Here is a 26324-nt window from a genome sequence, read left to right as displayed (position 1 = left end):
CGTGCGCGACATGGTGGCGGCGCCGCGCGGCGCCGTATTCGGCTGGGACGTGGGCGGCGCGCACGTGAAGGTCTGCGCTGTGGATGCCGCGGGCGCCGTGCTCGACGTCGCGCAATGGGCCTGCCCGCTCTGGCAGGGGCTGGATCATCTGGAACACACCATCGGCCTCGTGCTCGAACGCTGGCCCGAGGCGGCCATGCCCGCTGCACGCCACGCGGTGACGATGACGGGCGAGATGGTGGATCTCTTTCACGACCGCGCCGAAGGCGTGCGCGAGATTGCCGGCACGCTGGCGCGCCGGCTGGGGCGCAACGTGCGCTTCTACGCGAACGACGCCGGTTGGTTCACCGAAGCGCAGTGCGCGGCGGGCTGGCGCAGCGTGGCCTCCGCGAACTGGCTGGCCACCGCGCGCTGGGTGGCCACGCGCGTGCCGGACGCGGTGCTGGTCGACATCGGCAGCACGACGACGGACATCGTGCCCATCGCGGGCGGCCACGTAGCGGCGCGCGCCACCACGGACGCGGGCCGGCTGGAAACCGGCGAACTCGTCTACCAGGGCGTGGTGCGCACACCGCTGTGCGGCGTGGCACATCGCATCGAATTCGGCGATGCGCGCGTGAACGTGATGAACGAATGGTTCGCGACGACGGCGGACGTCTATCGCGTGACGGGCGAACTCGAACCGCTCTACGACCTGCATCCGAGCGCGGACCACGGCCCCAAGACGGTGGCCGCGAGCGAGGCGCGGCTTGCACGCATGATTGGCCGCGACGCGCACGAGGCGACGCACGAAGCGTGGCGCCGCTTCGCGTTGCAGTGGCGCGAGCTTCAACTGCGCGAAATAGGTGCGAATCTGGCGCGCGTGGTGGCGCGTGTCGTGGCATCAGAGCCCGGGCTCGCGAAGGCGCCGCTGGTGGGCGCGGGCTGTGGGCGCTTTCTCGTGGCGGCGCTCGCGCGCGACGAGGCGCGCTCCTATATCGATTTCGGCGGGCTCGCGGGCGTGCCCGAGCATTGCGCGGATTGGGCCGCCACCTGCGCGCCGAGCGTGGCGGTGGCGTTGCTCGCCTCGCAGGGCATGACAGAGGCATCGGAGAACACAGAGGAACACGAGCGCCTGCGCGGCGCAGCATGAGCCGCGGCGACAGCCCAACGTGGGGGCAGAGGCCGGGACAGAGGCCGGGACAGAGAAGCGCAGCAATCAGATGAATCGAACGCGAATGCGAGGACAACCGTCATGTGGGTGGTCAAGATCGGGGGCAGCCTGAGTCACGAGCCGGCGCTGCGCACGTGGCTCACCGAACTGTGCGAGCTGGGCGGCGGGCGGGTGGTGATCGTGCCCGGCGGCGGCGATTTTGCGGACAAGGTGCGCCAGTATCAGGGCGAGTGGCATTTCGACGACCTCGCCGCGCACAACATGTGTCTGCTCGCCATGACGCAGTACGCCATCCTGATGCAGGGCGTGCTGCCTGAACTCGTGCTGGCGTCGAGCGAGGCGAAGATCCGCCGCGCGCTGCGCGACGGGCACGTTGCCGTGTGGGTGCCCACGGCGCTCATGCGCGACACGCCGGACGCCATGAGCAACTGGGACACCACGTCCGACAGCCTCGCCGCGTGGCTCTCCACCATGCTGAACGCGGAGCGGCTGATCGTGGTGAAGTCGTGCCCGATAGGCGATGGCGAACCGCTCGAAACGCTGGCGTCGAGCGGCGTGGTGGACCGTCGTTTTCTGGACTACGTGAACGAAGCCAACTACGTGGTCGAACTCTTCAACAAGGACAACGCCGCGCTCATGCGCGAACGTCTGCTGAATGTGCCGGTGAGTTGAGGGGGCGCGTCATCTCGGCGGGGCGATGCAGCGCGCTCGCCCATTGCGCGACGCGCTGCGGGTCGAGGCGCGAGCGCCGCCCGTCGGCGCAGAGCGCGGTGCGAAAACCCGCTACGTCGGGCGCGAGTTCGCGAATCTGCGCAAGCTGCGCCCAGCCCAGCGCGCCCGCAATGCCGCACAAGGCACCGCGCGAACGCGCAAGCCGCAGCCAGCGCGCGAGCGTGCCGGTGTCCACGTGGTCGAACAGCGTGAGGCCGTCTTTTCCCGCGGTGTCGAACATCAAGCCCGTGAAGCCGAGCGTGGCCGCGTGTTCCACCAGTTCGTTATCCACACTTTCCACGCCGCCGTCGCAGAGCAGCACGGGCACCACCGTGGCGGGCAGCGACGCAAGTTCGTCGAGGCAGCGGCGTGCGGCCGGCCCGGGCGTCACGCCCACCTTCACGTAATCCACGCCGGCGTCGGCCACGTCGATGACGCGCGCGGCGATTTCATCGAGCGCGTCGGGCGGCACGTCGCCAATCGTCGCGCTGATCGGCTTCACCGGATACTGCGCGCGCAGCCGGCTCGCAATGTGCGCGATGGCGCTTGCGGGCAGGCCACCCAGTGCGCCGTCGTTCGGCTCCTTGAGGTCGATCAGTTCCGCGCCGGCGCGGGCGGCTTCAAGGGCCTCGTCTTCCGAGCGGACGCTCGCGAGCAATGCGGTCATTGCAGTTCTCCGTGGTGCGGGTGGGGATCGAGATTGCCCGCGGGTTCGGGGGTGTTGCGGCCGGGCTCGCGCGCCGCGTTGGCCCGGTGGCGTGCGACGGCCGCCGTGAGCCAGGCCCAGGCGGCGCGTTCGGTATCGCCGGCGGTTTTGTCGATGGCGATTTGCAGGTACGCCATTTCGCGGTCCACCTTGTCGGCGGGCAGCATGGCAAGGCGGCTCACCAGAATCGCGCCTTCCACCACGGCGGCCTGCGCGCGGTTGAAGCCTTCAAACGGCGCGTGTTCCTCGCGGTGCACGCAACGCATGCGGAGCACGGGGCGCGTGGGGTCGTCGCTCATGTCCTCGAGTTCGAGTTCGGCATGCGAGAGCGAATCCGCCAGCCGCACGCTGTTCACGCGGCTCGCGGCAACGGTGGGCCAGTCGGTAGCGAAACGCGTGACGCAACCGGCGAAGACGCGAACGTCGGTTGTGAAATTCACGACTGCCGCGCGCGTGGCGACGATGTTCTCGAGCGTGGCGGAGGGCCGGAACGGGGCGAGGATCACGAAGCCGCCCTCGTAGCGGATGCCCATGGGCGCAACGTGAGGCCGGCCGTCGGGCGCCGCCGTGGTGACGATCGTTTCGAAAATCATGTGGGAACGTATGTCCAGGCGGAGCCTGCGCCGGCGGCGGCACGATTCAAAAAATAGAAAGCCCGTGAAAAGGGCCGCAGAAGGGGTACAGAGACCCGTTACGCGGCCCGTGCGGGCTTATCGCGTAGCGATATACATCGTGATTTCAAAGCCTAGACGCATATCGGCGTAGCTGGGGGTGGTCCATTGCATCCTTGTATCCCTCCATGTGAATGATTCAGGGAAATCACCATGTGCCGGCGTGATGCCGGACACCACGGCATGCGGCGTCACGCAAGCTCCGTGCCGGAAACCCTGACAGTACGCCTGCGCTGCCAATCGCCCGTGGCGACACGTGGCGATATGCAACGCACGGCATCCGCCGGCGTAAGACAACACAAGAGCTAGCCAGACCATAACGTTATAGCCCATTTGCGGCGGTGTGCCGGAAACGCAGCAAAGTGCTCCATCGTTTTTTTGCGGCGCATTTTTACGCTGTCACGCCGGCTTTCATTCACATACCAAAAATCCATTTGGCGATGCGAGATCAATAAGGGATCGCTTAACCCTGGCGAATTAAATCGTGAATTTTCAATGCGTGCGCGGTTGCCTACAGTGCGTCCCATGCGCTGCGTTTTTTTCGGAGCGCCTCGCCAACCAGGCAACCAGGGATACGCCATGAACGACTTCAGTCAAGCAGCGATCGAGTCCGCACGTGAACCACGCAATGCGCGCAATCCGCGCGAACGGTACGCCGCGGGCGTCATGAAATACCGCGAGATGGGTTACTGGCAACCCGACTACACGCCGAAAGATACCGACGTGATCGCGCTCTTTCGCATCACGCCGCAGCCGGGCGTGGATCCGGAAGAGGCTGCGGCGGCCGTGGCCGGCGAATCGTCCACGGCCACGTGGACAGTGGTGTGGACGGACCGCCTCACCGCCTGCGACATGTACCGCGCCAAGGCGTTTCGCGTGGAGCCGGTGCCCGTTTCGCGCGCCGACGAACCACAGTACTTCGCGTACATCGCTTACGAACTCGACCTGTTCGAAGAGGGCTCCATTGCGAACCTCACCGCGTCGATCATCGGCAACGTGTTCGGCTTCAAGCCGCTCAAGGCGCTGCGCCTGGAAGACATGCGCATTCCGGTGGCGTATCTGAAGACCTTCCAGGGGCCGGCTACCGGCATCGTGGTGGAGCGCGAACGGCTCGACAAATACGGTCGCCCGCTGCTGGGCGCCACGGTGAAGCCGAAGCTGGGTCTCTCGGGCAAGAACTATGGCCGCGTGGTGTACGAAGGTCTCAAGGGCGGGCTCGACTTCCTGAAGGACGACGAGAACATCAACTCGCAGGCCTTCATGCACTGGCGCGATCGCTTCCTCTTTTCGATGGAAGCCGTGAACCGTGCGCAGGCCGAAACGGGCGAGGTGAAGGGCCATTACCTCAACGTCACGGCGGGCACGATGGAAGAGATGTACGAGCGCGCCGAATTCGCGAAGGAACTGGGCTCGTGCATCGTGATGATCGACCTCGTGATCGGCTGGACCGCGATTCAGTCCATGGCGCGCTGGGCCCGCAAGAACGACATGATCCTGCACCTGCACCGCGCGGGGCACAGCACCTACACGCGCCAGCGCAATCACGGCATCTCGTTTCGCGTGATTGCGAAGTGGGTGCGCATGGCGGGCGTGGACCATGTTCACGCGGGCACCGCGGTGGGCAAGCTGGAAGGCGACCCGCTTTCGGTGCAGGGCTATTACAACGTGTGCCGCGAAGCGCACAACGAGGTCGATCTGTCACGCGGGCTGTTCTTCGATCAACCGTGGGCGGGGCTGCGCAAGGTGATGCCGGTGGCTTCGGGCGGCATTCACGCGGGGCAGATGCATCAATTGATCGACCTCTTCGGCGACGACGTGGTGCTGCAGTTCGGCGGCGGCACGATTGGCCACCCCGGGGGCATTCAGGCCGGCGCGACAGCCAACCGCGTGGCGCTGGAGGCCATGGTGAAGGCGCGCAACGAAGGCCGCGACATCCTCAACGAAGGGCCCGACATTCTGGAAGCCGCTGCGCGCTCATGCACGCCGCTCAAGCAGGCGCTGGATACGTGGCGCGACGTGACGTTCAACTACGCGTCCACCGACACGCCCGACTTCGCCGCCACGCCCACGGCTGCATGAATCGCGCGAGCGACGTTCGTCACCTGACGCGGTTCTTGCTTCATCACTTCATCTGCACACGAGGTTTGCCATGCGCATCACACAAGGGACGTTTTCTTTTCTGCCCGAACTGACCGACGAAGAGATCAGCGCACAGATCAACTACGCGCTGGGCCAAGGCTGGGCGTGCTCGGTGGAATACACGGACGACCCGCATCCGCGCAACACCTACTGGGACATGTGGGGCCAGCCCATGTTTGACCTGCGCGACGCGGCCGGCGTGATGCAGGAAGTGAAGGCATGCCGCGCCACGTTCCCGCAGCACTACATCAAGGTGAATGCGTTCGATTCGGTGCGCGGTTTCGAGACCATGCGGCTCTCGTTCATCGTCAATCGGCCGGCGCATGAGCCTGGCTTCCGCCTCACACGCCAGGAGGCACAGGGTCGCGTGCAGCGCTACGTCATGGCGAGTTATGCGAGCGAGCGGCCCGAGGGCGAACGCTATGGCGCACAGGAATGACGTGACGGTTCGGGTTTGCTCCGAACGCGGCGGCAACGCGACGTACCGCTGAACAAAGAACCTCTCAGGGAGACAGCAATGACGGTGGAGGCAACCATCGAGCAGCAGGCCGGGCAGCGGGTCGGGCAACACGGCGAGGAGCGCAGCGTTTCGGCTGCGGGAGCGCAGATCGCGCGTCATGAACCGGCTGAAGCCGCGCAGGCAGCCAACACCGCGAATGCCGCGGAAACCGCCCGCGTAAACCTCGCCGCGCTCTATCGCGATTCGGGTATTGGCGACGTGCTGGCCGAACTGGATCGCGATCTGGTCGGCCTCGTGCCCGTCAAGACGCGCATTCGCGAAATTGCGGCGCATCTGCTCGTGGAACGCGCTCGCGATGCGCTGGGGCTTGCCGGTTCGCCTCCCACGCTGCACATGTGCTTCTCCGGCAACCCCGGCACCGGCAAGACGACCGTTGCCATGCGCATGGCCGAGGTGCTGCATCGGCTCGGCTACATTCGCCGCAACCATCTGGTGTCCGTTACACGCGACGACCTGGTGGGCCAATACATCGGCCACACCGCGCCGAAAACGCGCGAGGTGCTCAAGCGCGCGATGGGCGGCGTGCTGTTCATCGATGAAGCGTATTACCTGTATCGCCCCGAAAACGAGCGCGATTACGGGCAGGAGGCCATCGAGATCCTGCTGCAGACCATGGAGAACCAGCGCGACGACCTCGTCGTGATTCTCGCGGGCTACGCCTCGCGCATGGAAGTGTTCTTCGAGAGCAACCCGGGCTTTCGCTCGCGCATTGCACACCACATCACGTTTCCTGATTACGACGAGGCCGAGCTGCTCGAAATAGCAGACCGCATGCTCGCCACCATGCATTACCGGTTCGACGCCGATTCGCGTGAGGCCTTCGCCGACTATCTCGCCATCCGCACACGCCAGCCGGCCTTCGCGAACGCGCGTTCCGTGCGCAACGCGCTGGACCGCGCGCGCCTGCGCCAGGCCAACCGTCTTTTTGCCGCCGCCATGCAAACCGATGCGCCTCTCGATGCTTGCGCGCTCACGCTGATTGCCGCCGCCGATGTGCGTGCGAGCCGCGTGTTCAGCGAGCCGATGTCAGCCGCTCACGGTGAAGGCCATGCCGGCGCGCCCCCGGGTTAACGACACCATCAGGAGAGCGCCATGCTCGACGGACGAACCACCCTCTCGAAGTTTCTGATCGATACGCTGGACCGTGAGCCTTGCCCCGCGCAGGAGGCCGGGCTCTCGGCTTTGCTCATCGACGTGGCTGCTGCCATCAAGGCGATTTCGGCGGTACTCACGCGCGGCGCGCTGGGCGGCCAGTATGGTTCTGCGCAAAGCGTGAACACGCACGGCGAAGAGCAGAAGAAGCTCGACGTCGTCACCAACGAGATCTTCGTGCAGCAATGCGAGTGGGACGGCCTGCTTGCGGGAATGGTCTCCGAGGAAATGGAGGAGGTCTACGCCATTCCGAAGGTGTACCCGCGCGGCGAGTATCTGCTGGCGCTCGATCCGCTGGATGGTTCGTCGAACATCGACATCAACGGCGTGGTGGGCTCCATCTTCTCCGTGCTGCGCAATACCGGCGAGCCGCAGGCGCAGGTGGGCGAAAGCGCATTCCTGCGGCCGGGCCGCGAGCAGGTGGCGGCGGGCTACGCCATCTATGGACCCTCCACGATGCTCGTGCTTTCCGTGGGCACCGGCACGCATGCGTTCACGCTGGAGCGCGACGTGGGCAACTTCGTGCTCACGCATTCGAACATACGGATTCCGGAAGAAACCGCGGAGTTCGCCATCAACGTGTCCAACGAACGGTTCTGGGAGCCGCCCGTGCGCCGCTACGTGCAGGAATGCAAGGACGGCCGCACAGGCTGCCGCGAACGCGACTTCAACATGCGCTGGATCGCGTCGATGGTGGCGGAGGTGCATCGCATCCTGATGCGCGGCGGCGTGTTCATGTACCCGCGCGATTCGAAGACTTCAGCGATGGAAGGGCGCCTGCGTCTGCTTTACGAGGCCAACCCCATGAGCTTTCTCGTGGAGCAGGCGGGCGGAAAAGCCATTACGGGCCGCGAGCGCATTCTCGACGTGCAGCCGCGCCGGCTGCACGAACGCGTGCCGGTGATCCTCGGCTCGAAGCAGGAAGTGGAGCGCATTGGGCGCTACCACGGCGAATACGACCGCGGCGAGGACAAGCCTTTCACGTCTCCGCTCTTCGGTACGCGCTCGCTGTTCCTGCCGGATTTCACGGCTTGAGCCTGTCTTGAGCGCGGCTCGCCGCTGCTTGGCGCATGCGGTTATGCAGCGCGGCGCGAGCGCGCCATCCGCCGAATCGAATAACACTGCTATCCGGAGACAGGCCCATGTCGGTCAAACATCCCATCATCGCGGTGACGGGCTCCAGCGGAGCCGGCACCACGACCGTAATGAAGAGCTTCGCCCATATTTTCAGGCGCGAACACATCCAGGCGCAGATCGTGGAGGGCGACGCCTTCCACCGTTACGACCGCAACGGCATGCGCGAGGCCATGAAGCAGCGCGAGCACGAGGGCATGCTGAACTTCAGCCACTTCGGGCCGGAGGCGAACCTGCTCGAAGAACTCGAGTCGCTGTTCGTGAGCTACGGCGAAAACGGCACGGGCAAGCTGCGCCACTACGTGCACGACGAAGGCGAATCACGCCTCTATCAGCAGGACGCCGGCACCTTCACGCCGTGGGAAGACGTGGAAGCCGAGACGGACCTCATGTTCTACGAAGGCCTGCACGGCGCGGCCGTGACGGACAAGGTCGACATAGGACGCCATGCGGACCTGCTGGTGGGCGTGGTGCCCATCATCAACCTGGAGTGGATCCAGAAGCTGCATCGCGACCAGAACATGCGCGGCTATTCGCACGAAGCCGTGGTGGACACCATCCTGCGTCGCATGCCCGACTACGTGAACTACATCTGCCCGCAGTTCTCGCGCACACACGTGAATTTCCAGCGCGTGCCGACCGTGGACACGTCGAACCCCTTCATCGCAAGGGAGATTCCGCAGCCCGACGAGAGCTTCGTGGTGATTCGCTTCGCGCGGCCGAAGGGCATCGACTTTCCGTATCTGCTCACCATGCTGCACGACTCGTTCATGTCGCGTCCGAACGTGATCGTGGTGCCCGGCGGAAAGATGGGCCTTGCCATGCAGCTGATCTTCACACCGATGATTCTCCAACTGCTCGACCGGCGCGCGCGTGCTTGAGGGTGCATGAGCGCGCCTGCAGGCATGCAAAAACTCAGGGAGAACTCCGATGAGTGCTGTTGCAGAACCCGTTGCTGCCGCCGCGCAGCAACAGATGGCCGACGCGCTGCGCTTTCTCGCCATCGACGGCGTGGAGGCTGCGAAGTCGGGCCACCCCGGCATGCCGCTCGGCATGGCCGAGATTGCCGTTGCGTTGTGGCACCGGCATCTCAAGCACAACCCGCGCAACCCGGCCTGGCCGGACCGCGACCGCTTCGTGCTCTCGAACGGGCACGGCTCCATGCTGCTTTACGCGCTGCTGCATCTGACGGGCTACGACTTGCCTGTCGATGAACTGAAGCGCTTCCGCCAGTTGCACGCGAAGACGCCGGGGCACCCCGAGGTGGGCGTGACGCCAGGCGTTGAGACCACCACCGGGCCGCTCGGCCAGGGCCTTGCCAACGCCGTGGGCATGGCCCTGGCCGAAGCGCTGCTCGCGCGCGAGTTCAACCGGCCGGGGCATGCGATTGTCGATCACCGCACCTACGTGTTCGTGGGCGACGGCTGTTTGATGGAAGGCATCTCGCACGAGGCGGCGTCGCTCGCGGGCACGCTGCGGCTCGACAAGCTCGTGGTGCTCTACGACGACAACGGCATTTCCATCGACGGCCACGTCGTCCAGTGGTTCGCCGACGACACACCCGCGCGTTTCGCCGCCTACGGCTGGCACGTGGTGCGTGACGTGGACGGTCACGACATCGACGCCGTGGACGACGCGCTGAACGAAGCGGCGAAGGCGGGGCGTCCCGCGCTGATCTGCTGCAAGACGCTGATCGGCAAGGGTTCGCCCTCGAAAGCGGGCACGCACGACGTGCACGGCGCGCCGCTGGGTGCGGACGAGGTCGCGGCCACACGCCGCGCGCTTGGCTGGCCGCATGCGCCCTTCGACGTACCCGGCGACATTCGTGCGCGCTGGAACGCACGCATGCTCGGCGAGGCTGCGGAGGCCGACTGGCGTCGCCGTTTCGAGTCGTATCGCCAGCACTATCCGCACGAGGCCGCCGAATTCGAGCGCCGCGTGCGTGGTGAGTTGCCGGCGCAATGGCGCGACGCGGTGCGCGCGATGCTGCGCGACACCGACAGCGCGGCACAGACGGTGGCCACACGCAAGGCCTCGCAGCAGACCATCGCGACACTCGCGCGAGTACTGCCTGAATTGCTGGGCGGCTCGGCCGACCTGACGGGCTCGAATCTCACAGACTGGAAGGGTGCGGTCGACGTGCGTATCGAAGCGAGCGGACCTTCGGCGGAGCTGAAAGGCGGCAACTACATCCACTACGGTGTGCGCGAGTTCGGCATGAGCGCGGTGATGAACGGCGTCGCGCTGCATCGCGGCTACCTGCCGTTCGGCGGCACGTTCCTCACGTTCTCGGACTACGCGCGCAATGCGCTGCGAATGGCTGCGTTGATGAAGACGCGCGCCCTCTTCGTGTTCACGCACGATTCCATTGGTCTGGGCGAAGACGGACCCACGCATCAGCCCGTGGAACACGCGGCGAGCCTGCGTCTGATTCCAGGCCTCGACGTCTGGCGCCCCTGCGATACGGTGGAAACCGCGCAGGCGTGGGCGAGTGCCGTGGAGCGAGAAGGGCCTTCGTGCCTGCTGCTGAGCCGCCAGAACGTGCCGTTCGTTTCGCGCAGTGCGGAGCAGATCGAAGCCATTGCGCGCGGCGGCTACGTGCTGCGTGACTGGTCTGCGCCTTCCACGGCGCAACGCGTCGTCCTGATTGCTACGGGTTCCGAAATGGCGCTTGCACTGAATGCTGCCGCGCAACTTACGGACACCGGTATTGCCGCGCGCGTGGTGTCGATGCCCTCTACCACCGTGTTCGACCGTCAGCCTGCCGCGTGGCGCGATGCCGTGCTGCCGCCCGGCGTGCCGCGCGTGGCCGTGGAGGCCGGCGTGCGCGCGTTCTGGCGGCAGTACGTGGGCCTCGAAGGCGGCGTGGTGGGCATCGACTCGTTCGGCGAATCCGCACCGGCTGCTGCGTTGTTCGCGCATTTCAACCTCACCGCGCAAGCCGTGGCCGACGAAGCCCGCCGCGTCGTGCACGTCGTGCGCGCCGCGCCATGATCCGCTTCCCCTATCCATGAACCTCGACGAGGAGTGAATGATGGCTCTTATCGCATTGCGCCAGCTACTGGACCACGCAGCCGAGCACGGCTACGGCGTGCCCGCCTTCAACATCAACAACATGGAGCAGATTCACGCGATCATGGCCGCCGCGCAGTCCACGGCGAGCCCGGTGATCCTGCAGGCGTCGTCGGGCGCGCGCAAGTACGCGGGCGAGCCGTATCTGCGGCACCTCGTGCACGCTGCCATCGAAGCGCATCCCGACATTCCCGTCGTGCTGCATCAGGATCACGGCGCGAGTCCCGCCGTGTGCCAGCAGGCCATTCGCTCGGGCTTCACGTCGGTGATGATGGACGGCTCGCTGCTGGCCGACCAGAAAACGCCGGCCACGTACGACTACAACGTGGACGTGAGCCGCCGCGTGGTGGAAGCCGCGCACGCCGTGGGCGTTTCGGTGGAGGGCGAGCTGGGGTGCCTCGGTTCGCTCGAAACCGGCGAGGCCGGCGACGAGGACGGCGTGGGCGCACAGGGCAAGCTCTCGCGCGAACATCTGTTGACCGACCCCGAGGAAGCGCGGCAATTCGTGGAAGCAACGGGCGTGGACGCACTCGCCATCGCGATCGGCACTTCGCACGGTGCGTACAAGTTCACGCGCGAACCCACGGGCGACATTCTCGCCATGGACCGCATCGCCGAAATTCACGAGCGCATTCCGAACACGCATCTCGTGATGCATGGTTCCTCGTCGGTGCCGCAGGAATGGCTTGCCGTGATTCGCGAGTACGGCGGCGAGATTCCCACCACGTACGGCGTGCCTGTGGAAGAGATTCAGCGCGGCATTGCGCACGGCGTGCGCAAGGTCAACATCGACACCGACATCCGGCTTGCCATGAGCGGCGCGATGCGCAAGTCGATGGCGAGCGCGCGGTCCGAGTTCGATCCTCGCGTGGCGCTGAAAGCCGCCACGGCCGCGGCTGCGGCGGTGTGCGTGGAGCGCTTCGAGGCGTTCGGCTGCGCCGGGCAGGCGGCGCGCATCAAGCCGTTGACGCTCGATGCGATGGCGCGCCGTTATCACTGAGGCGCGCACGTCGAGCGTCGCATCCAGCGTTCATTTCAGTCATCAACCGAAAGAGGCCGCCATGCGCGAATTCCTGATTGCCCCCTCGCTGCTCTCGGCGGACTTCGCGCGTCTTGCCGACGAAATTCGCGACGTGACGGCCGCCGGCGCCGACTGGATTCATCTCGACGTGATGGACAACCACTACGTGCCCAACCTCACGGTCGGGCCGCTCGTGTGCGCGGCGATTCGCCCGCATACGCGCGTGCCCATCGACGTGCATCTCATGACGTCGCCCGTCGATCCGCTTGTCACGGCGTTTGCCGAGGCGGGCGCGGACACCATCAGCTTTCATCCGGAGGCTTCGCATCATGTGCACCGGACCATCGAGCTCATCAAGGCAAGCGGTGCGCGCGCGGGGCTGGCGCTCAACCCGGCGACGCCGCTTGCGGTACTCGACCACGTGCTGGAGCGGCTCGACGTGGTGCTCGTCATGTCGGTCAATCCGGGCTTCGGCGGCCAGGCATTCATCCCGCAAACGCTCGACAAGCTGCGCAGCCTGCGCGAGAAAGTGGCGGTGACGGTGGCACGCACGGGGCGGCCCATCGCCATCGAAGTGGACGGCGGCGTGAAGGCCGCGAACATCGCGGAAATCGCGGCGGCGGGCGCGGATGTGTTTGTTGCAGGTTCGGCGGTGTTCGGCGCGAACGATTACGCGAAGGCGATAGGCGAAATGCGGGCGGCGCTGGCTGGCGTCCAGGAAGGCGAACGGATGGGCGGCATAGCGAACGAAGTGCTCGAACCTGCCGTGCGGTGATGCGGCTGTACCTGGCGATGCGCGAGGCGTTGGCTTGGGCTTAAGCGAAGCCCCGTGCCGCCTACGCCTTCTTCCTCGTGCTTCCCGGCGCCTGCCACACGCATAGATCGTCTTCTGGCTTGTCTACCGCGCAGCCCCAGTCGAGCGGCTGGTCCTGGTCGAAGCGCTTGCCCAGTTGCCAGGCAATCTGCGCGCGCGCCAGCTGCACGCCCATGTAGAACGCGTGGCCGCCGTCGGTTTCCAGACCAAGCTGCGGATACAGATCGAACGGGTCCACAGCGCGCCGCTGCCCGTCGCGGTTATAGACGTGGATACCTTGCGTGCTCACCTGCACGCGGAAGTTCGGATCGCGTACGCCTTGCGCGATTTCGTCGATTTCCGCCGGGCTATAGGGAAAAGGGCGTTTTTCATGCACGGTGGCGAGCCGTGCGTCGATTCCCTTGGGCAACACCTGCGCCGTGCGTGCCGCGTGCATCACGCGCCGCGCCACGTCGGCTTCGCGCACGGCGCGCCGCGCGTGCTGGCTCACTGATGTAGTGAGCACGGCAGCGATGCGCAACTCTGCCGCCATGCCGAACAGCACCGCGTTGATGCCGCTCGTGTCGGCCTCGGTGAGTTCCGTCACGTTGCCGATGCCCATCATGATCGCGACATCGGGGTACCGCTCGCGCAGCCGCACATAGCGCGCAATGGACGTGGCGAGGCCGAACGGAATGGGATCGAGTATCGGATCGGCGAGAAACGGGCGGCCACGTGCGGTCATCGCTTCGATGGCGGCGTCGAGCGAGGCTTCGTCAGCGGGCTCGCGCGCCACGAGTATCGGCGTGGACGGCACTTCGTCTGCCACCCAGAGCGTGTCGGCGTTCAGGCTCATCAGGTAGTCCGCGCCGGCGCGGCCACCGCGCACGAGTTCTTCGGTGCGCATGGAATCCACGCTCACGCGATAGCCCTGCGACTTGAGCAGCCGCACGGCGTCTTCCAGATGCGGAAACGGCGTTTCGGGCAGGCAGCCGATGTCGATAACGTCCGCGCCCTGCGCCGCGTACTCCTTCGCACGTGCGGCGATGCCGTTCAGATCGAGGCGCGGCGCATCCACGATTTCCGCGAAGATTTCGGTCTCGTAGCGCGTGAGGTCGAAGGGCTGCGCCTTGCGGCCGAAGAACTGCGGCAGGTCTTTCACCTCTTCGGGGCCGCGCTCCACGGGCACGCCGTAGTGCTGCGTCAACACATCGAGGTCGCCGCGGCAGCGGCCCGGCACGATCACGCGTTGCGCGGCAATGGGCGCGGGCACGCGGCGCAGGATCAGGTCGGCCGTCATGAGCGCGGCCACCTGTAGCCCGATTTCGCGCACTTCCCAACTGAACGGCGCGGGCGTCATGCTTTCCAGCACGTTCACGAGGCTCTTTTCGGCGAGCCGCCCGGTCAGGAAGACGATGTGTTCCATGCGAGGTCGAGCGTGGCGAGGCGGGCGTCGAGCGCTATCTTCAATTCGTCGAGCGAGCGTGCCACGGTGGTGAACTCGAAGCGCGAGAGGCGCTCAACGTTCTCGAGTTCGATGGCGCGCGGCCGCAATTCGACCCATTCTGTGGGGCTTTGCGTGATCACCGTGGGTTCGGTATCGCATGCAAAGACAATGCCCGGAATGCACTGCTTGCCCGCCTGCGCAAACATGTTGGTGGGCAGCGTGTCCGAGATGCCGAAGGCGCACTTGGCCACCGTGTTGCTCGTGGCCGGTGCGATTACCACGGTGTGGTATTCGCCGTGATAGAGCATGCCCACGGGCACGCCGCTCGCGCTGTTGTCGCGCAGTACGCGGTGAAAGTGCTCGCGCAGCTTCGGCACGGTCCAGCCGTAGAGCGGCAGCACTTCCTCGCCCGCGGCGGAAAGAAAGATGTCCACGCCCGGCAACTGCTGCGCGAGCGCGATGGATTCCTGAAGCATGTGGCCCGACCCGGTCACGCACCATGCGAAGCGCGAGTCCAGCGCGAAAGTGGCAAGGTCGCGCGTGGAAGGGCGACTCATGCGTTGCCAGGGGGCATCGAGCCGTCGTGCGACAGCGGAATGTGCAGCCTTCGCATCTTGCGATACAGCGTATTGCGGCTGATGCCCAGCGACCGCGCCACGTTGCTCACGTTCCAGCGGTGTTTCTCCAGCAGCGAGAGCACGGTTTCGCGTTCGTTCAACTGAATGGCGTTGAGCGCGGAGAGGTCCAGCACCTCGTCGGGTTCCGCATCGAATTCCGGCTCGACGGTGCGCCTCAGCACGGCAGGCTCCGAACTGGGCGCGCGCTGCGTGACTTCGGCGGGCAGGTCGGCCAGCCGGATGCACTTGCCGTCGCACAGCGCGATGGCCATTTGCAGCACGTGCCGCAACTGCCGGATGTTGCCGGGCCAGTTGTACGAGAGCAGGGCCTGTTCGGCGTCGGGCGCGAGTTCGGGCGGGTTGTCGGTTTCGCCTGCGAGCAGGTGGTGGATCAGCGGCAATTTGTCGAGCCGTTCGCCCAGCGACGGCAGCGTCAATTCCACGCCCTTCAGGCGATAGTAGAGGTCCGCGCGGAACTGGCCTTCCTGCACGAGTTCGAGCAGATTGCGGTGGCTCGCGCTGATGAGCTGGAAGTCCACTTTCACGGTGGTTTCGGCGCCAAGCGGCGTGACTTCCTGCTCTTCGATCACGCGCAACAGGCGCGCCTGCAACGCGAGCGGCATGTCGCCAATTTCGTCCAGAAACAGCGTGCCGCTATTGGCCTGCAGAATCTTGCCGCGCCGGCCTTCGCGCTGTGCGCCCGTAAACGCGCCGGCACGATAGCCGAACAGTTCGCTTTCGATCAGCGTTTCAGGCAGCGACGCGCAATTCACCGGCACGAACGGCCCCGCTGCATGCGGGCTCACGCTGTGCAGCGCATGCGCGAACACTTCCTTGCCGCTGCCCGTCTGGCCACGCAGCACAATGGGAATCTTCCGTTGAATGACGCGCACACCCAGTTGCACCTGCGACGCCATACGCGGGTCGCCGAATTCGAGGTGTGCCACCTTTTCGAGATGCGGCTCCGGCGCCGTGCGGTTTCCCGCGCTTTGATTGCTGCCGCTTGTGCCACCGCTTGCGCCGCCGCTTGCATGGCTCGCACTCGCCGCGGGGCGAGCGTTCGGATCGGTCATGAGTACGCGCGTTGCGCGCGCCGCGTTGCTCTGCGGGCTTTGCGCCACGAGGAAGAAACGGTTGGTGGCGTTCGCGCTGTACACCGTGACCGGATGGAACGAGCCGCGAATGCTGCGCGCAATCATGTCTTCCAGCGACGCGTTGAACGCTTCCTCGATACGCTTGCCGCGCAGTTCGTCGAGCGAGCGGAAGCCGAGCTGGAAGAGCGCGCTGCGGTTGGCGGCGAGCACGGTGCTGTCGTCGGCCACGGCGAGTTTGCCCACGTGCAGCGTGCCCACGAATTCGGGCCGGCTGTGGAAGTGGATCATGTTCGCGTGCCGATAGCGTGCGTCGAGCAGACGGTTTTCGATCATCTGCCGCGACATGCCCACGAGCACGAGCGAATGCTGCTGCAGCAACCGCGAACGGCTCGTCACGTCGAGCACACCGGCCACTTCGCCCTTGTCGTCGAAGATGGGCGCGGCCGAACACGTGAGCCCCGTGTAGCGCGGATAAAAGTGCTCGTGCTGGCACACGGCAATGCAATCGCGTTCTGCGAGGCACGTACCCATGCCGTTGGTGCCCGCTTCGCGCTCGCTCCATAGCGCGCCCACGCGAAAGCCGTCTGCGGCGACAGACTCCGCGAACGGCACGGAGGACACCTGATGAAGAATGGCCCCTTGCGCATCCACGAGTACGACGGCGAGTTCGGGATCGGCAAGCTGCTGGTAGAGCGTGGTCATCTCGAGCTTCGAGCACGCAATGAGATCGCGCAGCGCTTCGCGGCGCGAGCGCAATTCGTAGTCGGTGAGCACCGGCGGGGTGACGAAGCGGGACGGATCGAGGTGGTACTCGTTCATGCAACGCGCCCACGATTGCGCCACGGACTCGCTCATGGGCCGTGTAGGCAACTGATGGTTGACGACGTTGAGAACTTCGCGGGCGTGCATACTGCTGTCGGCAAGCAACGGCATGGGACTTGTCTCCGTGGCGTACGCACTCATGCCGGCTGGTGGAGCCGGCGCGCGCGCCGCCTTATCGATAATGTTCGTCCACTTGTTGCACTGCGGTTTCTCGCGCCCGCATGCGCAGCCAACGGCCATGCATCATGAATCTGGGTTCTATCTGTACATGGCCGCTTAAAAAACTCTACGCCGGATGGCGCTCCCGTTCAATAAGCAGTCGCACGGGGGACGCACAGTGTGCCCGATTTTTGCTCTTTGCTGTTCAGCCCATAGTCGGGCCTGCAAAACGAAAGTCGCTGTGCCAGGTTTGGTACAGAGTGCTTCGCTTTTCCGGGAACTGTCCCTTTTCAACGAGCCGCGCGCGGCGGAGCAGCACAACATGAATCGTATCGAAAGCCTTCGCCTCGTGAATCTTGCCGACGCCGCAACGGACAGCCACGTGCACCTGCGCTCGCAGGCGACTGAGGCGATGCCGGAGCAGATGGACATTGTGTTCGTCGAAAACTTCGTGGCCCCAACCATTATTGGAATAGACCGCGAGGAAAAGGATGCTGCCCAACCGGTACGCATCAACCTTGCCATCGGGCTGCCGCGCATTCGCGCGTGCACGACCGACCGCATAGAAGACACCGTGAATTACGCAGCGGTGCGTGAGGCGCTGCTCGCGCTGCTCGCCACGCATCGTCTGACGCTGCTCGAAGCGCTCGCAGAGGCCGTGGCGCAGCTGTTGATCGGCGAATTCGGCGCGGCGTGGGTGCGCGTGTCGATTGCCAAGCCGGCCAAGTTCGACGACGTGACGGCTGTGGGCGTGCAGATCGAGCGGCGGCGCAGCGGTTCGGATGCGCCGCGCATGAGTCTGGAAGGTTTCGCGTCGCTTGGCGCGGGGCTCGTGCCCAACTGAGGCGGGCGAGCCGCGCACGGCATACAGGGCCGGCTCGCCGCATTTCGGCACGTGTTAGCAGACACGCATCAGCAGGTACGTATCAGCGCGCCTCGTCCGCTGCGTTGCAGCAGCACGCGCCGGCAATGAGCGCCGACAATGCGGCTCACGCGGGGCGTCCCTGCATTTCGCCCCGCAGTGCGTTCTCCGCAGTGAGCCCTCGCAGTGGTCTTCGCAGTAAGTCCTGCTACTTCGCCGTGGCCCCTGCGGCAGATGCCGTGGTCTGCGAGCCTAGCCCGCAGGCGTGATAGGCGTTGGCCTGCAGCGTGCGGAATTTCTTCGTCTGGCGCTTCGCTTCATCCACGCGAAACTCGGCGCCGCCTTCGCCACCCAGCGTGGCGTACTTCGCGAACGTGGACTGGTCGATGAAGTCGTTATACGGCAACGCGGTCGCCATCTTGTCGATCACGCACGAGCACTTGTAGACGTTCACGAAGTCGTGTCCGTTCTCGTCCATGCAGGAGAGCACGTACTCCACGCGGCCTTCGGTCGGGTAGTCGTAGCCGCCTGCCGGCGCCTTTGCCTGAGCCTGTGCATCCTGCGGCGGGGCTGCGGCCTGCTGGGCAGCGCCGTTCTGCTGTGCCCATGCCAGCGGTGCGAAGAGCGTCACGCACGCGCCGGCCAGCAACATACGGGATCGTCTCGTCATCTGTTCCCCCTCAATGGCTGGCGTGCCGGCTTAAGCAACGTGCAGCAACGTGCAGCCGCACCGGCAACGCAACATGCCGGGAACCGTGGCTGGACGTGGCCCAGGCGATTCCCGGCTTCTCACTTCCTGACTTCCACCACGTGCGTGGCGGGCGCGGTTCGCTTCAACCCGCTGCGAACGGATGCGCCACGCTCGCCTTCTTCGACACCACCTCCGCCGCTGTGGGCTGCCCGGCCACGGCACGCTGGATCGCCTCGCGGGTGGCCTTGTAGTTGAACTCCTGGATCTTCTTGTCGTCGTCGGCGAGCCAGTGAATGAACACGCCCACGCAGATGAACAGATCGTCCGCTTCGTCCTGAGGAATCGTGCCGTCCTCCACGCTGTCCGCCACGGCGAGCGCCACTGCGTGCTGTGCCGGGCCGAACATCTGCACGGCCTGCTTCGCGCCCTTGATCGTCACCTTGTTGAACATCACCGTAGGCGGCTTGGTCACGAGGTTCGGCGCAACGACGGCGAGCAGCGACGTGAAGCCGTCCTTGTTGTTGGTCAGCGCGTTGCAGAACGCCGTTTCTGCAGCTGAACCTCGCGGTCCGATGAGCAGGTCGATGTGCGCGACTTCGTTACCGTCGCCGACCAGCGACTCTCCTATCAGGACGCGATTGATCTTGGCCATGCTGTTCCTCCATGAGTGAATGGATCTGCTGACTGCGTGGTTGCCGTCTGCATCGTTGGTTTGAGGTCCCCGAGCGTGCAGGAGCGTGGTGAAGAACGGTGGCTTTAGCTATCACTTTCCGTGCCAGTTCGCGCGCCGCGACGCTCATGTCTCGTCGCCGCGCGCAGCCGGTGCACGCACCCAGCCTTGCGGCGCGAGACGGCCCGCCACGAACAGCGTGGCGACAGTCAGGTCGGCGCTCGTGCCGGGATTGATGCCGCGCGATTTCAGTTCGGTATCCCATGCATAGAGGTCACGCAATGCGCTCTGGTCTGGCGTTTGAGTGGCCGCCGCGCGCCAGCGGCCGTGCTGCGCGCGTGCCGCAAGCGTGACACTCTGCGCCAGCGCCATGCCGTGTTTGCGCACAATGTGCGAATCGGGATGGCTCGCGAGGAACGTGAGGAACACGTTGAGCGTGACCAGACGCGGTGCCTCGGCGGGCATTTCGTCTACGGCGGCAAGGCCCGTTTCGAAGATGTCCGCGAAGCCGTTCGCGTACTGCCGCGCAATGCTGTCGCGCTGCGCGGCCAGTTGCATGGCGGCGCGCAAATCGACGGTGGGGGCGTCGTGGACGGATTGCTCCGGCGCGTCGCCCAGACCGCCGGGATTCGCAAGCGCGATGGCGCGATAGGCGTCGCGTGCGTCGTCCACGGTGAGCTGCGCGAGCACGCGTTCTGTTGCAGCGCGCCAGCGCTGTGCGGTGAGCGCTTCGCCCCTGGACTCGTCTGGTTCGTCGCGTTCGTTGAGCGTGGCAGTAAGCGAGGCAGCAAGCGAGGTAGCAAGCGAGGCAGCAAGCGGCGCGACGAGCAGCACGATGCCCAGGTTCGTGTTGCATCCCGCCACTTCGCGCGTGCGTGCCACTGCGTCGAGAATCCGCTTGCCCACAGGCGCGCCGTGCGCGAACAACGGACCGGCGGCGGCTTGCGCACTGGCCAGAAACTGCGCGGCCGTCATGCCGTGCCCCGCGCTTTCCACGCTGACGTTGCCGGGCTTCGGCGTTTCCACGTCGAGCCGGCACGCGGCAAGAAACGCCTCGCGCGCAAGGTCGAATGGCGTGGGCGGTGAGGTCATGGTGTGTTTGATGGCGCGTTATGTGGCACGTGGTGGCACGTGCGGTGGCGCGCACCCTCACGCGGCCGGCGACGCCGCCAGCGGCGGCGCGTCGCCTGGCTCGTTCGCACGCGCGAGCGCGGCGCGGCTCGCGGCGAGCTTGCGGTCGAGCAGGTCGTCGACGAGCGCCGCCGCGAGGTCGACCGTGGTGACCGATTGCAGCCCGCGCCACGCCGCCACGCCGTTCACTTCGAGCACGAGCGGGCGGTTCGCGTCGTCGGGATTCGGAATGAGATCGACGCCCGCGTAGTCGAGCCCGAGCGCATCGGCCGCGTGTATGGCGGTGCGCGTCAGCGCCGGGTCGAGCGACTCGGGCTCGCAGCGTCCGCCCTGCGCGAAGTTATGGATCCAGCCGCGGCCGCCCACGCGCCGCATCGCGGCCACGGCCCGCCCGCCGATCACCATCACGCGCCAGTCGTAGCCGGGCCGCGCGCCTTCCACATAGCGCTGCAGATACGCGACGTGCTGATAAGGGGCTAGCGACGGCAGCGGCGTGAGCGCTTCCACCTGCGCGCCTCGCGCACCTGACGTACGCTTCGCGCCCAACCGCTTGAGCCCGCGACCCTGCGATCCGAACAGCGGCTTGAGCACGACCTGGCGCCCCGCGGCCGCCTCGCGCATCAACACGCGCTGCGCAAACGCCGTGGATTCGCCGGCCCACGTCGCGGGCGTCGCGATGCCGTTGCGGTGCAGCAGAAAACTCGTCATCGATTTATCGACACTGCGCTCGATGGCGCGCGCGTCGTTGTACACGGGCACGCCGCTTTCGCGCAGCGCGTGCAGAATGCCGAGCCGCAGCGTGACCTGCTCGAAGCTGCCGCCCGCAATGCCGCGCACGAACACCGCGTCGGGCAGCGTGTGGCCATAGCCGGGCAGTGCGAGGCCGTGCGGCGCCCACGTGGTGTCGATGCGGCATGCCGCGAGGTCGATGCAACGCGCCTCCACGCCGCGCGCGCGGAACGCGTTCTTGAGGCGGCCCGTGTGCCAGCCGGTCTCGTCGGTCATGATCGCGACGCGCACGCCGTGATGCCCGCCATGCGTCAGCCGCGGCGGTTCGGAAAGATTTGTCGTATCGGAATCGCTCATGCTGTCTTGCTTTGCCTGCGTCATTGTTCGCGCCATTGCTCGGTGAGCACGGCGGCATCCACGCGTCCGCCGCGATACGTGGCGCCGCTTTCCAGGCTGCTCACCCACGCTTCGGCGGGCGCGAAGAGGGCCGGGTCGATCTGGTAGAAGTCGTAGTTGAACGACTTGAAGACCTCCGCGAACGGGCGGCCGTAGTCGCGCGAGCACGACGACGGCAATTCGGCGGCGAGGCGCTTCGCCACCGCGTCGTGTTTCACCGTGAGATGCACGCGGCCGCCGTAGAGAATGGCGTCGTTGGTGCGGCCCATGGCTTCGATGCCGTCCGGCGCAGGCGGCGGCAATGGCGCGCAGCCGCTGCCTTCTACCACTTCGTCGAGCGGCACGCCGAGCACGTGCACCTTGTGCATTGCCACTTCCACGACGCGTGCAATCACCTGCACCGTTCCCGCCGCGGACGAAGTGGGCGTGACGATGAGCGTGAGCCGGTCAGAGGCGAGGCCGCAGTCGCGCAGCACCTTGTCGACGATCACCTTCGGCGGCAGCCGGTCCACTTCGAGCACGAGCACGCCGCGGTCGTGCCGGTCGCGATAGCCGAGTTCGCCGAAGAGCGGCTCTTTCACCGCCAGCGCGCGCGCCGGCCCCGAGCCGAGCGAGAAAAACTTCTTGCCACCCGTTTCTTCCTTCGACGCCGCAAGGCTCCACCCCGCGTACTGGCTGCCGAGGCACGCGAGCACCGGCGACGACGTGTGTACGTCGATCATCGTGGGCCACAGCGGTTCGCTGCCGAAGTCGCCGTGCACCGCCACGCGGCCGAGGCCGCCCATGCAGATGCGCGCCACCAGCACGCCCGCTTCCACGCTGCCGCGCGCATCCACGCCGGCATCCACGATCACCGTGCCGTCGTCGGTGTGCGAGACGGCCACGCCGTAGTACGCGGCGTCGCCCACTAACTGCGCGACGAGCGCTTCGCTGCGGGCATTGACGCTCAACGCGGGCGCCGCCGCGGTGCCGGCCGTTTCAGGAGTGGCAGTGGATGAAGGCATAGTCGGGCTCGTGGCAGGTTTCGATACGTTCGAGAACGGCGTCACGCTGAAGCGTCAGCGCGCGATGCACCTCGGCAAGCGCGGGCGCGCGCACAACCAGCGTGCAGACCGGCTGCCCGGCTTCGACGAGCGTGCCGGGCATCGGCACGTCGCGGCACGCGGGGTCGTGCAGACACGCGTCGCTGAACGCCTGGGACGCGACGAAGCGGCGCGGGGAAAACAGCACCTGTTGCCCGGCGCGCCAGGCGGCATGCGCGGGTGCGGGGTCGGGCAGCTTTCCACGCCGGCAGGCATCGATATGACAGGCGAGCAGCCCGCGCGGCCACGCGTGCGGCCAGACGGCTTCGTAGAGCGTCATGGTGGACGAGGGGCGCGCGTTGATTTCGAGCACCTGGATGGCGTCGCCGTCCAGCAGGAAGTCGCAGCTGTTGATGCCGGTGAGGCCCGCGTGGGCGCACAGCGCGCTCACGGCCTCGTGCACCTGGGCGGCCACGCGCGGCGGCAGATCGATGGGGCCGATGGCGCCCGCATGCACGAACGGCAGGTTGCCCAGCGCGCAGGTGAGCTGCTCCGCGAAGCCGAGAATGGACACCTCGCCGCGCGCGCCGATGAAAAGCACGGAGAGCGAACGCCCCGCGCTGTGCCGCTGGAAATAGCCGCGCTTCTCGCTGCTGAGACTAAAAAGCGCGCCGCGGTCGAGCGAATCCGCCGCTTCGATGTGTGTGCCGCCGCAACCGTGCGCGCGCTTGAAGAGCCACCCGTGCAGTACCTCAGGCACCGTGAACGAGACGGCGGGATGCGCAATGTGCAGCGCGTCGAGCAGCGCGAAGAAGCGTTCGGGCTCGCGCACGGCGGCCGTTGCCTCGGCGCTGTTGCCGATCAGGCGCGGCAAGCCGGGCGCATCCAGAAGCTCGCGTGCGAGCGGTTCGATGCCGCTCGTGCCGATCCAGCCCAGCAGATTCGGCAGCCGCGTGACGCGTTGCAGCGCATCCACGAGCCGCGCGCCGTCGATGCACAGCCCGTTGCTCGCGGGGCCGCTCACGTCGAACCAGATTGCCGATGCCTCGCGCGTGTCGCGGTCGCCGAAGAGGTCGAGCGCGGCCACGCGCAGCCCGGCGCGCGCCGCCGATTGCGCGAGCATGCGCGCCGACAGCCCGGCCACCGCCACGAAGGGCGCTTGCGAGGACGAGGGGCGCGCAATCGTGTGGGCCATATCGGGCGTTGGTGCGTTCCGGGTGAGCGCGGCGTTCAGCCGAGCTCGCCCGCCACCGCGCGGGCCTCGGCGAATGCTTCGGGAAAGCCCAGATATACGGGCTTGCCGGCCGTGCGCATCCGCACGAACAGACGGTGCTCCACCTGGTACTTCACGTTGCCGATGGCGAGTGCGCCGATGCCGATGGCGCCGTCCGCGGTCGTGCCCGGCGTGGATGCGCCCGGTGCGGACGCGAGCGGCTTGCCGTCGTTCATCACGTTGACGCCCGCAATGCCTTCGGGCGGCACGGCGTTGACGTCCGCGGCGATCAGAAGACGCTTCGCATGCCCGAGGTCTTCGGCGCTCACCACCTGGATGCCCGCAATCGCGGTGGCGAGCAGGATTTCGGTATCGGCCAGCGCCTGCCGCAGCGCCTGCGGCGTCGCGGTGGAAACGCCCGTGGTCTTGATGCCGAAGCGTTCGTTGATCTCGTCGCTCACGCGCGTGGCGCGCGCGGCGTCCACGTGGCTCGCGATGGCGACGTCCGCGCCCAGCGAGGCCGCCATTGCCGCCGCCACGCGGCCCACCGCGCCGGTGCCGCCCGCAATCAGCACGCGCTTGCCGCCCAGCTCCATGCCGAACTCCTTGCGCAGGTGCCGCTCCACGAGCGCGACGAGCGCCGCGGCGGTGGTGTACGAGCCGCTCGGGTCGGCGAACACGGAGACTTCGAACGGCGGCACCATCGCCTTGCGCGCGGTGTCGAGCATGTCGGCGGCGAGCATCACGTCGCGTCCGCCAATGAAAATGCCGGTGCGCGACACGCCCTTCGGGCCGCGCGAAAAGATGGCGTCCTGCGTCAGGTTCGTGACCATCGTGCCGTCCACGTTGCAGTACGGGACGATGACCTGGTAGCCGGCGTCGGCGGCCATGTTCACGTCGAACGGGCTCATTTGCGGCGTGGCCGTGAACATGTGCAGGATGTAGGGCCTTTCAATCGGGTCGGACATGGCAGCGGGCTCGTTGGAGTGTTGAATTCGGTGTCTGGCCGCGGGGGCGGGAGGGCGTTGTCATGCCGCGTCCACGCGCGGTTGCCGGGATTCGGCGGCGCGTACCGTGGCCCCGCGATTGCGTCCGCCCACGATCGCGCAGTCGATGTGCGGCATGCCGCGCGTCGCCTCGCGCGCCGTGGCGAGCGCGAGTTCCGCGTCGCGCGCGGAGCCAACAATCGCGAAGCCCGTGGGTCCCCACGACGTTTGTCCGATGCCGGCCGGGCGTTCCGCGGCCACGGCGCGAACGGCGCGCTCCACGTCGGGGCTCGTGAACACGCCGCCTTGCACGGGCGCGAAGTATTCGCCGATGGTCTGCTGCATGTCCGTGACGCCGCGCGCGAACGGCGCGAAGTTGGCCTCGGCGGCGCCCGGCAGGATCTGCATCAGCACGACGTGGCACAGGTGCGCCGCGAGTTCGCGCGGAAACGGCGCGAGCGCGGCAAGCCCGCGGCGCTCTTGCGCGCCGTGCAGGCCTTCGCGCGAATGGTCGGTGACGAGCAGCACGCGCCAGCGGTCCGGAAACGGCTGGCGCGAGATCAGCGGCGCAACGGCGTTGCGCGGCGGCTCGCCTGGGCCCGCGTCGAGCAGCAGGCCGCCGGAATCGAAACCCAGCACGCCGATGCCCGAGCGCATGCCGCGTCCCAGCAGTGTCGCCAGCTCCGCGCTCGTCGCCTCGCGCCCGGCGAGGCGCACGAATGCGGTACCCACGGCCAGCGCGAGCTGGGTGCCCGAGCCGAGACCGGTATGCGCGCGCGGTGTGCGGCGCACGTGGATGGCAAGCGTGACGGGTCCATAGGCGGCCTTCAAGCGTTCAAGACAGATGGCGATGCGCTCGCGTTCGGCTTGCGTCGCCGCGCCTTCTATCTGTTCGTGTTCCGCATGCCGTGCCTCGATCTGCGTCCCCTCGCCGTCGATGACGAGCCCGAGACTGCCGAACGCGCGCCCGAGCGAAGCGCTCGGGTCCAGGAAACCCAGATGCAGACGCGCGGGCGCATCGACCGTCACGCAGGCCTGGGGTGGAAGGCGGCGAATGTGAAGCGGCATCGCGGGTGTCCTGAGAGGGGTTGCAGGGCGGCTGGCGACAGCTCTGCCGCAGAACGGCCATCGCGCTGCGACAGGCACCGCGCCCGGGGGCTCGTGGCCGACGCGGGCGCGGCGCGGCTGGCGACCCCCGAAGCAGAACGCGTACCAGCGTGCTCGCGCCCGTCTGGCGGGGCGCGAGCGGCAGGCCGGCGGGCGTGCCGGTGTGCTCAGGTGTGAACGGGGCTCGACGCTTTGCGTCGGGCGAGGCGCACTATGTCACCTGGGTTTGAGCCTGGTGGACGCGTGCCTCGCATCAGGCTCGTGGCGGGTTGAGGCTGGCTTGAATCAGGCCCGACCCAGGCCGGA

At 66.7% G+C, this 26324-nt stretch carries 25 protein-coding genes; 11 read left to right on the top strand and 14 right to left on the bottom strand.

Going from position 1 to position 26324, the window contains the following annotated elements; translation table 11 throughout:
* The first annotated feature begins 10 nt into the window (after window positions 1–10).
* Window positions 11–1132 carry a hydantoinase/oxoprolinase family protein gene (locus P2869_RS29680; protein WP_277599877.1) on the top strand — a complete coding sequence of 374 codons (1122 nt, stop codon included), beginning with the start codon at window positions 11–13 and terminating at the stop codon, window positions 1130–1132.
* Between the two features lie 102 nt (window positions 1133–1234).
* Complete coding sequence (locus P2869_RS29675) at window positions 1235–1825, top strand: aspartate/glutamate/uridylate kinase (RefSeq protein WP_017774762.1); 591 nt, start codon at window positions 1235–1237, stop codon at window positions 1823–1825.
* On the opposite strand, the gene P2869_RS29670 is transcribed toward P2869_RS29675, so the two are convergent.
* From P2869_RS29670 to pqqA, 3 genes are all read right to left on the bottom strand, one after another.
* Entirely contained in the window at window positions 1788–2531 is a 744-nt protein-coding gene (locus P2869_RS29670) for a (5-formylfuran-3-yl)methyl phosphate synthase (protein ID WP_199540493.1), read from the bottom strand. The two genes, P2869_RS29675 and P2869_RS29670, sit on opposite strands and share 38 nt — an antisense overlap.
* On the bottom strand, window positions 2528–3163 hold the full coding sequence (locus tag P2869_RS29665; RefSeq protein WP_277598840.1) for a DUF447 domain-containing protein: 636 nt from the start codon (window positions 3161–3163) through the stop codon (window positions 2528–2530). The genes P2869_RS29670 and P2869_RS29665 overlap by 4 nt, the downstream gene beginning before the upstream one ends.
* Before the next feature lie 117 nt (window positions 3164–3280).
* Window positions 3281–3355 (bottom strand): pyrroloquinoline quinone precursor peptide PqqA, encoded by a 75-nt coding sequence (gene pqqA / locus P2869_RS29660; protein WP_081601853.1) that lies wholly within the window; start codon window positions 3353–3355, stop codon window positions 3281–3283.
* A 465-nt stretch (window positions 3356–3820) separates the two neighbouring features.
* On the opposite strand from pqqA, the gene P2869_RS29655 reads away from it, so the two are divergent.
* The 8 genes from P2869_RS29655 (at window position 3821) to rpe (ending at window position 13054) form a co-directional block, all read left to right on the top strand.
* On the top strand, window positions 3821–5320 hold the full coding sequence (locus P2869_RS29655; protein ID WP_017774765.1) for a form I ribulose bisphosphate carboxylase large subunit: 1500 nt from the start codon (window positions 3821–3823) through the stop codon (window positions 5318–5320).
* Window positions 5321–5390: 70 nt separating this feature from the next.
* Window positions 5391–5819, top strand: coding sequence for a ribulose bisphosphate carboxylase small subunit (locus tag P2869_RS29650; protein ID WP_017774766.1), 429 nt, complete (start codon window positions 5391–5393; stop codon window positions 5817–5819).
* Window positions 5820–5897: 78 nt separating this feature from the next.
* Complete coding sequence (cbbX, locus tag P2869_RS29645) at window positions 5898–6971, top strand: CbbX protein (RefSeq protein ID WP_277598839.1); 1074 nt, start codon at window positions 5898–5900, stop codon at window positions 6969–6971.
* Window positions 6972–6992: 21 nt separating this feature from the next.
* Window positions 6993–8087 carry a class 1 fructose-bisphosphatase gene (locus P2869_RS29640; RefSeq protein ID WP_277598838.1) on the top strand — a complete coding sequence of 365 codons (1095 nt, stop codon included), beginning with the start codon at window positions 6993–6995 and terminating at the stop codon, window positions 8085–8087.
* 107 nt (window positions 8088–8194) lie between these two features.
* Window positions 8195–9067, top strand: a complete 873-nt coding sequence (locus P2869_RS29635; RefSeq protein ID WP_277598837.1) for a phosphoribulokinase — start codon at window positions 8195–8197, stop codon at window positions 9065–9067.
* A gap of 49 nt (window positions 9068–9116) precedes the next feature.
* The gene (gene tkt, locus P2869_RS29630) at window positions 9117–11180 is read left to right on the top strand and encodes a transketolase (protein WP_277598836.1); all 2064 of its coding nucleotides are present in this window, start codon (window positions 9117–9119) and stop codon (window positions 11178–11180) included.
* A gap of 40 nt (window positions 11181–11220) precedes the next feature.
* A complete protein-coding gene (gene fba / locus P2869_RS29625) occupies window positions 11221–12258 on the top strand; it encodes a class II fructose-bisphosphate aldolase (RefSeq protein WP_199540711.1) in 1038 nt (345 codons plus the stop codon).
* A gap of 61 nt (window positions 12259–12319) precedes the next feature.
* Entirely contained in the window at window positions 12320–13054 is a 735-nt protein-coding gene (gene rpe / locus P2869_RS29620) for a ribulose-phosphate 3-epimerase (RefSeq protein WP_277598835.1), read from the top strand.
* A 61-nt stretch (window positions 13055–13115) separates the two neighbouring features.
* Here the strand turns inward: rpe and P2869_RS29615 are convergent, their stop codons facing one another.
* From P2869_RS29615 to P2869_RS29605, 3 genes are read right to left on the bottom strand one after another with little or no spacing between them, the layout of a single operon-like run.
* Window positions 13116–14498 carry a DUF6513 domain-containing protein gene (locus tag P2869_RS29615; protein WP_277598834.1) on the bottom strand — a complete coding sequence of 461 codons (1383 nt, stop codon included), beginning with the start codon at window positions 14496–14498 and terminating at the stop codon, window positions 13116–13118.
* Window positions 14477–15076, bottom strand: coding sequence for a flavoprotein (locus P2869_RS29610; protein WP_277598833.1), 600 nt, complete (start codon window positions 15074–15076; stop codon window positions 14477–14479). The genes P2869_RS29615 and P2869_RS29610 overlap by 22 nt, the downstream gene beginning before the upstream one ends.
* Entirely contained in the window at window positions 15073–17163 is a 2091-nt protein-coding gene (locus P2869_RS29605) for a sigma-54-dependent Fis family transcriptional regulator (protein WP_277598832.1), read from the bottom strand. The genes P2869_RS29610 and P2869_RS29605 overlap by 4 nt, the downstream gene beginning before the upstream one ends.
* 370 nt (window positions 17164–17533) lie before the next feature.
* Here P2869_RS29605 and P2869_RS29600 point away from each other — a divergent pair, with 370 nt between their 5' ends.
* Window positions 17534–18055, top strand: a complete 522-nt coding sequence (locus tag P2869_RS29600) for a dihydroneopterin aldolase (RefSeq protein WP_277598831.1) — start codon at window positions 17534–17536, stop codon at window positions 18053–18055.
* Between the two features lie 226 nt (window positions 18056–18281).
* Here P2869_RS29600 and P2869_RS29595 read toward each other — a convergent pair whose 3' ends face one another.
* From P2869_RS29595 to P2869_RS29560, 8 genes are all read right to left on the bottom strand, one after another.
* The gene (locus tag P2869_RS29595; protein ID WP_126875351.1) at window positions 18282–18743 is read right to left on the bottom strand and encodes a hypothetical protein; all 462 of its coding nucleotides are present in this window, start codon (window positions 18741–18743) and stop codon (window positions 18282–18284) included.
* 163 nt (window positions 18744–18906) lie between these two features.
* The gene (fae, locus tag P2869_RS29590; protein WP_017774778.1) at window positions 18907–19416 is read right to left on the bottom strand and encodes a formaldehyde-activating enzyme; all 510 of its coding nucleotides are present in this window, start codon (window positions 19414–19416) and stop codon (window positions 18907–18909) included.
* A 144-nt stretch (window positions 19417–19560) separates the two neighbouring features.
* Window positions 19561–20526 carry a triphosphoribosyl-dephospho-CoA synthase gene (locus P2869_RS29585; protein ID WP_277598830.1) on the bottom strand — a complete coding sequence of 322 codons (966 nt, stop codon included), beginning with the start codon at window positions 20524–20526 and terminating at the stop codon, window positions 19561–19563.
* A 57-nt stretch (window positions 20527–20583) separates the two neighbouring features.
* Window positions 20584–21570 (bottom strand): RimK family alpha-L-glutamate ligase, encoded by a 987-nt coding sequence (locus P2869_RS29580; protein WP_277599876.1) that lies wholly within the window; start codon window positions 21568–21570, stop codon window positions 20584–20586.
* Window positions 21571–21671: 101 nt separating this feature from the next.
* Window positions 21672–22694: a methenyltetrahydromethanopterin cyclohydrolase gene (gene mch / locus P2869_RS29575; RefSeq protein ID WP_277598829.1), complete on the bottom strand. Its 1023-nt coding sequence runs from the start codon at window positions 22692–22694 to the stop codon at window positions 21672–21674.
* Window positions 22669–23907: an ATP-grasp domain-containing protein gene (locus P2869_RS29570; RefSeq protein ID WP_277598828.1), complete on the bottom strand. Its 1239-nt coding sequence runs from the start codon at window positions 23905–23907 to the stop codon at window positions 22669–22671. The genes mch and P2869_RS29570 overlap by 26 nt, the downstream gene beginning before the upstream one ends.
* A 35-nt stretch (window positions 23908–23942) precedes the next feature.
* The gene (locus tag P2869_RS29565) at window positions 23943–24893 is read right to left on the bottom strand and encodes an NAD(P)-dependent methylenetetrahydromethanopterin dehydrogenase (RefSeq protein WP_126875348.1); all 951 of its coding nucleotides are present in this window, start codon (window positions 24891–24893) and stop codon (window positions 23943–23945) included.
* Window positions 24894–24953: 60 nt separating this feature from the next.
* Window positions 24954–25979 (bottom strand): beta-ribofuranosylaminobenzene 5'-phosphate synthase family protein, encoded by a 1026-nt coding sequence (locus P2869_RS29560; protein ID WP_277598827.1) that lies wholly within the window; start codon window positions 25977–25979, stop codon window positions 24954–24956.
* Between the last annotated feature and the right edge of the window lie 345 nt (window positions 25980–26324).

The sequence above is a fragment of the Paraburkholderia sp. SUR17 genome, assembly GCF_029536165.1.
Lineage (GTDB): Bacteria > Pseudomonadota > Gammaproteobacteria > Burkholderiales > Burkholderiaceae > Paraburkholderia > Paraburkholderia kururiensis.
The sequence above is the reverse complement of the archived record's forward strand: the minus strand, read 5'-3'. Positions and strand labels throughout refer to the sequence as shown.

Coding starts and splice junctions, on each gene's coding strand:
- P2869_RS29680 (WP_277599877.1), top strand. CDS start 11: ATGGTGGCGGCGCCGCGCGGCGCCGTATTCGGCTGGGACGTGGGCGGC.
- P2869_RS29675 (WP_017774762.1), top strand. CDS start 1,235: ATGTGGGTGGTCAAGATCGGGGGCAGCCTGAGTCACGAGCCGGCGCTG.
- P2869_RS29670 (WP_199540493.1), bottom strand. CDS start 2,531: ATGACCGCATTGCTCGCGAGCGTCCGCTCGGAAGACGAGGCCCTTGAA.
- P2869_RS29665 (WP_277598840.1), bottom strand. CDS start 3,163: ATGATTTTCGAAACGATCGTCACCACGGCGGCGCCCGACGGCCGGCCT.
- P2869_RS29655 (WP_017774765.1), top strand. CDS start 3,821: ATGAACGACTTCAGTCAAGCAGCGATCGAGTCCGCACGTGAACCACGC.
- P2869_RS29650 (WP_017774766.1), top strand. CDS start 5,391: ATGCGCATCACACAAGGGACGTTTTCTTTTCTGCCCGAACTGACCGAC.
- cbbX (WP_277598839.1), top strand. CDS start 5,898: ATGACGGTGGAGGCAACCATCGAGCAGCAGGCCGGGCAGCGGGTCGGG.
- P2869_RS29640 (WP_277598838.1), top strand. CDS start 6,993: ATGCTCGACGGACGAACCACCCTCTCGAAGTTTCTGATCGATACGCTG.
- P2869_RS29635 (WP_277598837.1), top strand. CDS start 8,195: ATGTCGGTCAAACATCCCATCATCGCGGTGACGGGCTCCAGCGGAGCC.
- tkt (WP_277598836.1), top strand. CDS start 9,117: ATGAGTGCTGTTGCAGAACCCGTTGCTGCCGCCGCGCAGCAACAGATG.
- fba (WP_199540711.1), top strand. CDS start 11,221: ATGGCTCTTATCGCATTGCGCCAGCTACTGGACCACGCAGCCGAGCAC.
- rpe (WP_277598835.1), top strand. CDS start 12,320: ATGCGCGAATTCCTGATTGCCCCCTCGCTGCTCTCGGCGGACTTCGCG.
- P2869_RS29615 (WP_277598834.1), bottom strand. CDS start 14,498: ATGGAACACATCGTCTTCCTGACCGGGCGGCTCGCCGAAAAGAGCCTC.
- P2869_RS29610 (WP_277598833.1), bottom strand. CDS start 15,076: ATGAGTCGCCCTTCCACGCGCGACCTTGCCACTTTCGCGCTGGACTCG.
- P2869_RS29605 (WP_277598832.1), bottom strand. CDS start 17,163: ATGCCGTTGCTTGCCGACAGCAGTATGCACGCCCGCGAAGTTCTCAAC.
- P2869_RS29600 (WP_277598831.1), top strand. CDS start 17,534: ATGAATCGTATCGAAAGCCTTCGCCTCGTGAATCTTGCCGACGCCGCA.
- P2869_RS29595 (WP_126875351.1), bottom strand. CDS start 18,743: ATGACGAGACGATCCCGTATGTTGCTGGCCGGCGCGTGCGTGACGCTC.
- fae (WP_017774778.1), bottom strand. CDS start 19,416: ATGGCCAAGATCAATCGCGTCCTGATAGGAGAGTCGCTGGTCGGCGAC.
- P2869_RS29585 (WP_277598830.1), bottom strand. CDS start 20,526: ATGACCTCACCGCCCACGCCATTCGACCTTGCGCGCGAGGCGTTTCTT.
- P2869_RS29580 (WP_277599876.1), bottom strand. CDS start 21,570: ATGACCGACGAGACCGGCTGGCACACGGGCCGCCTCAAGAACGCGTTC.
- mch (WP_277598829.1), bottom strand. CDS start 22,694: ATGCCTTCATCCACTGCCACTCCTGAAACGGCCGGCACCGCGGCGGCG.
- P2869_RS29570 (WP_277598828.1), bottom strand. CDS start 23,907: ATGGCCCACACGATTGCGCGCCCCTCGTCCTCGCAAGCGCCCTTCGTG.
- P2869_RS29565 (WP_126875348.1), bottom strand. CDS start 24,893: ATGTCCGACCCGATTGAAAGGCCCTACATCCTGCACATGTTCACGGCC.
- P2869_RS29560 (WP_277598827.1), bottom strand. CDS start 25,979: ATGCCGCTTCACATTCGCCGCCTTCCACCCCAGGCCTGCGTGACGGTC.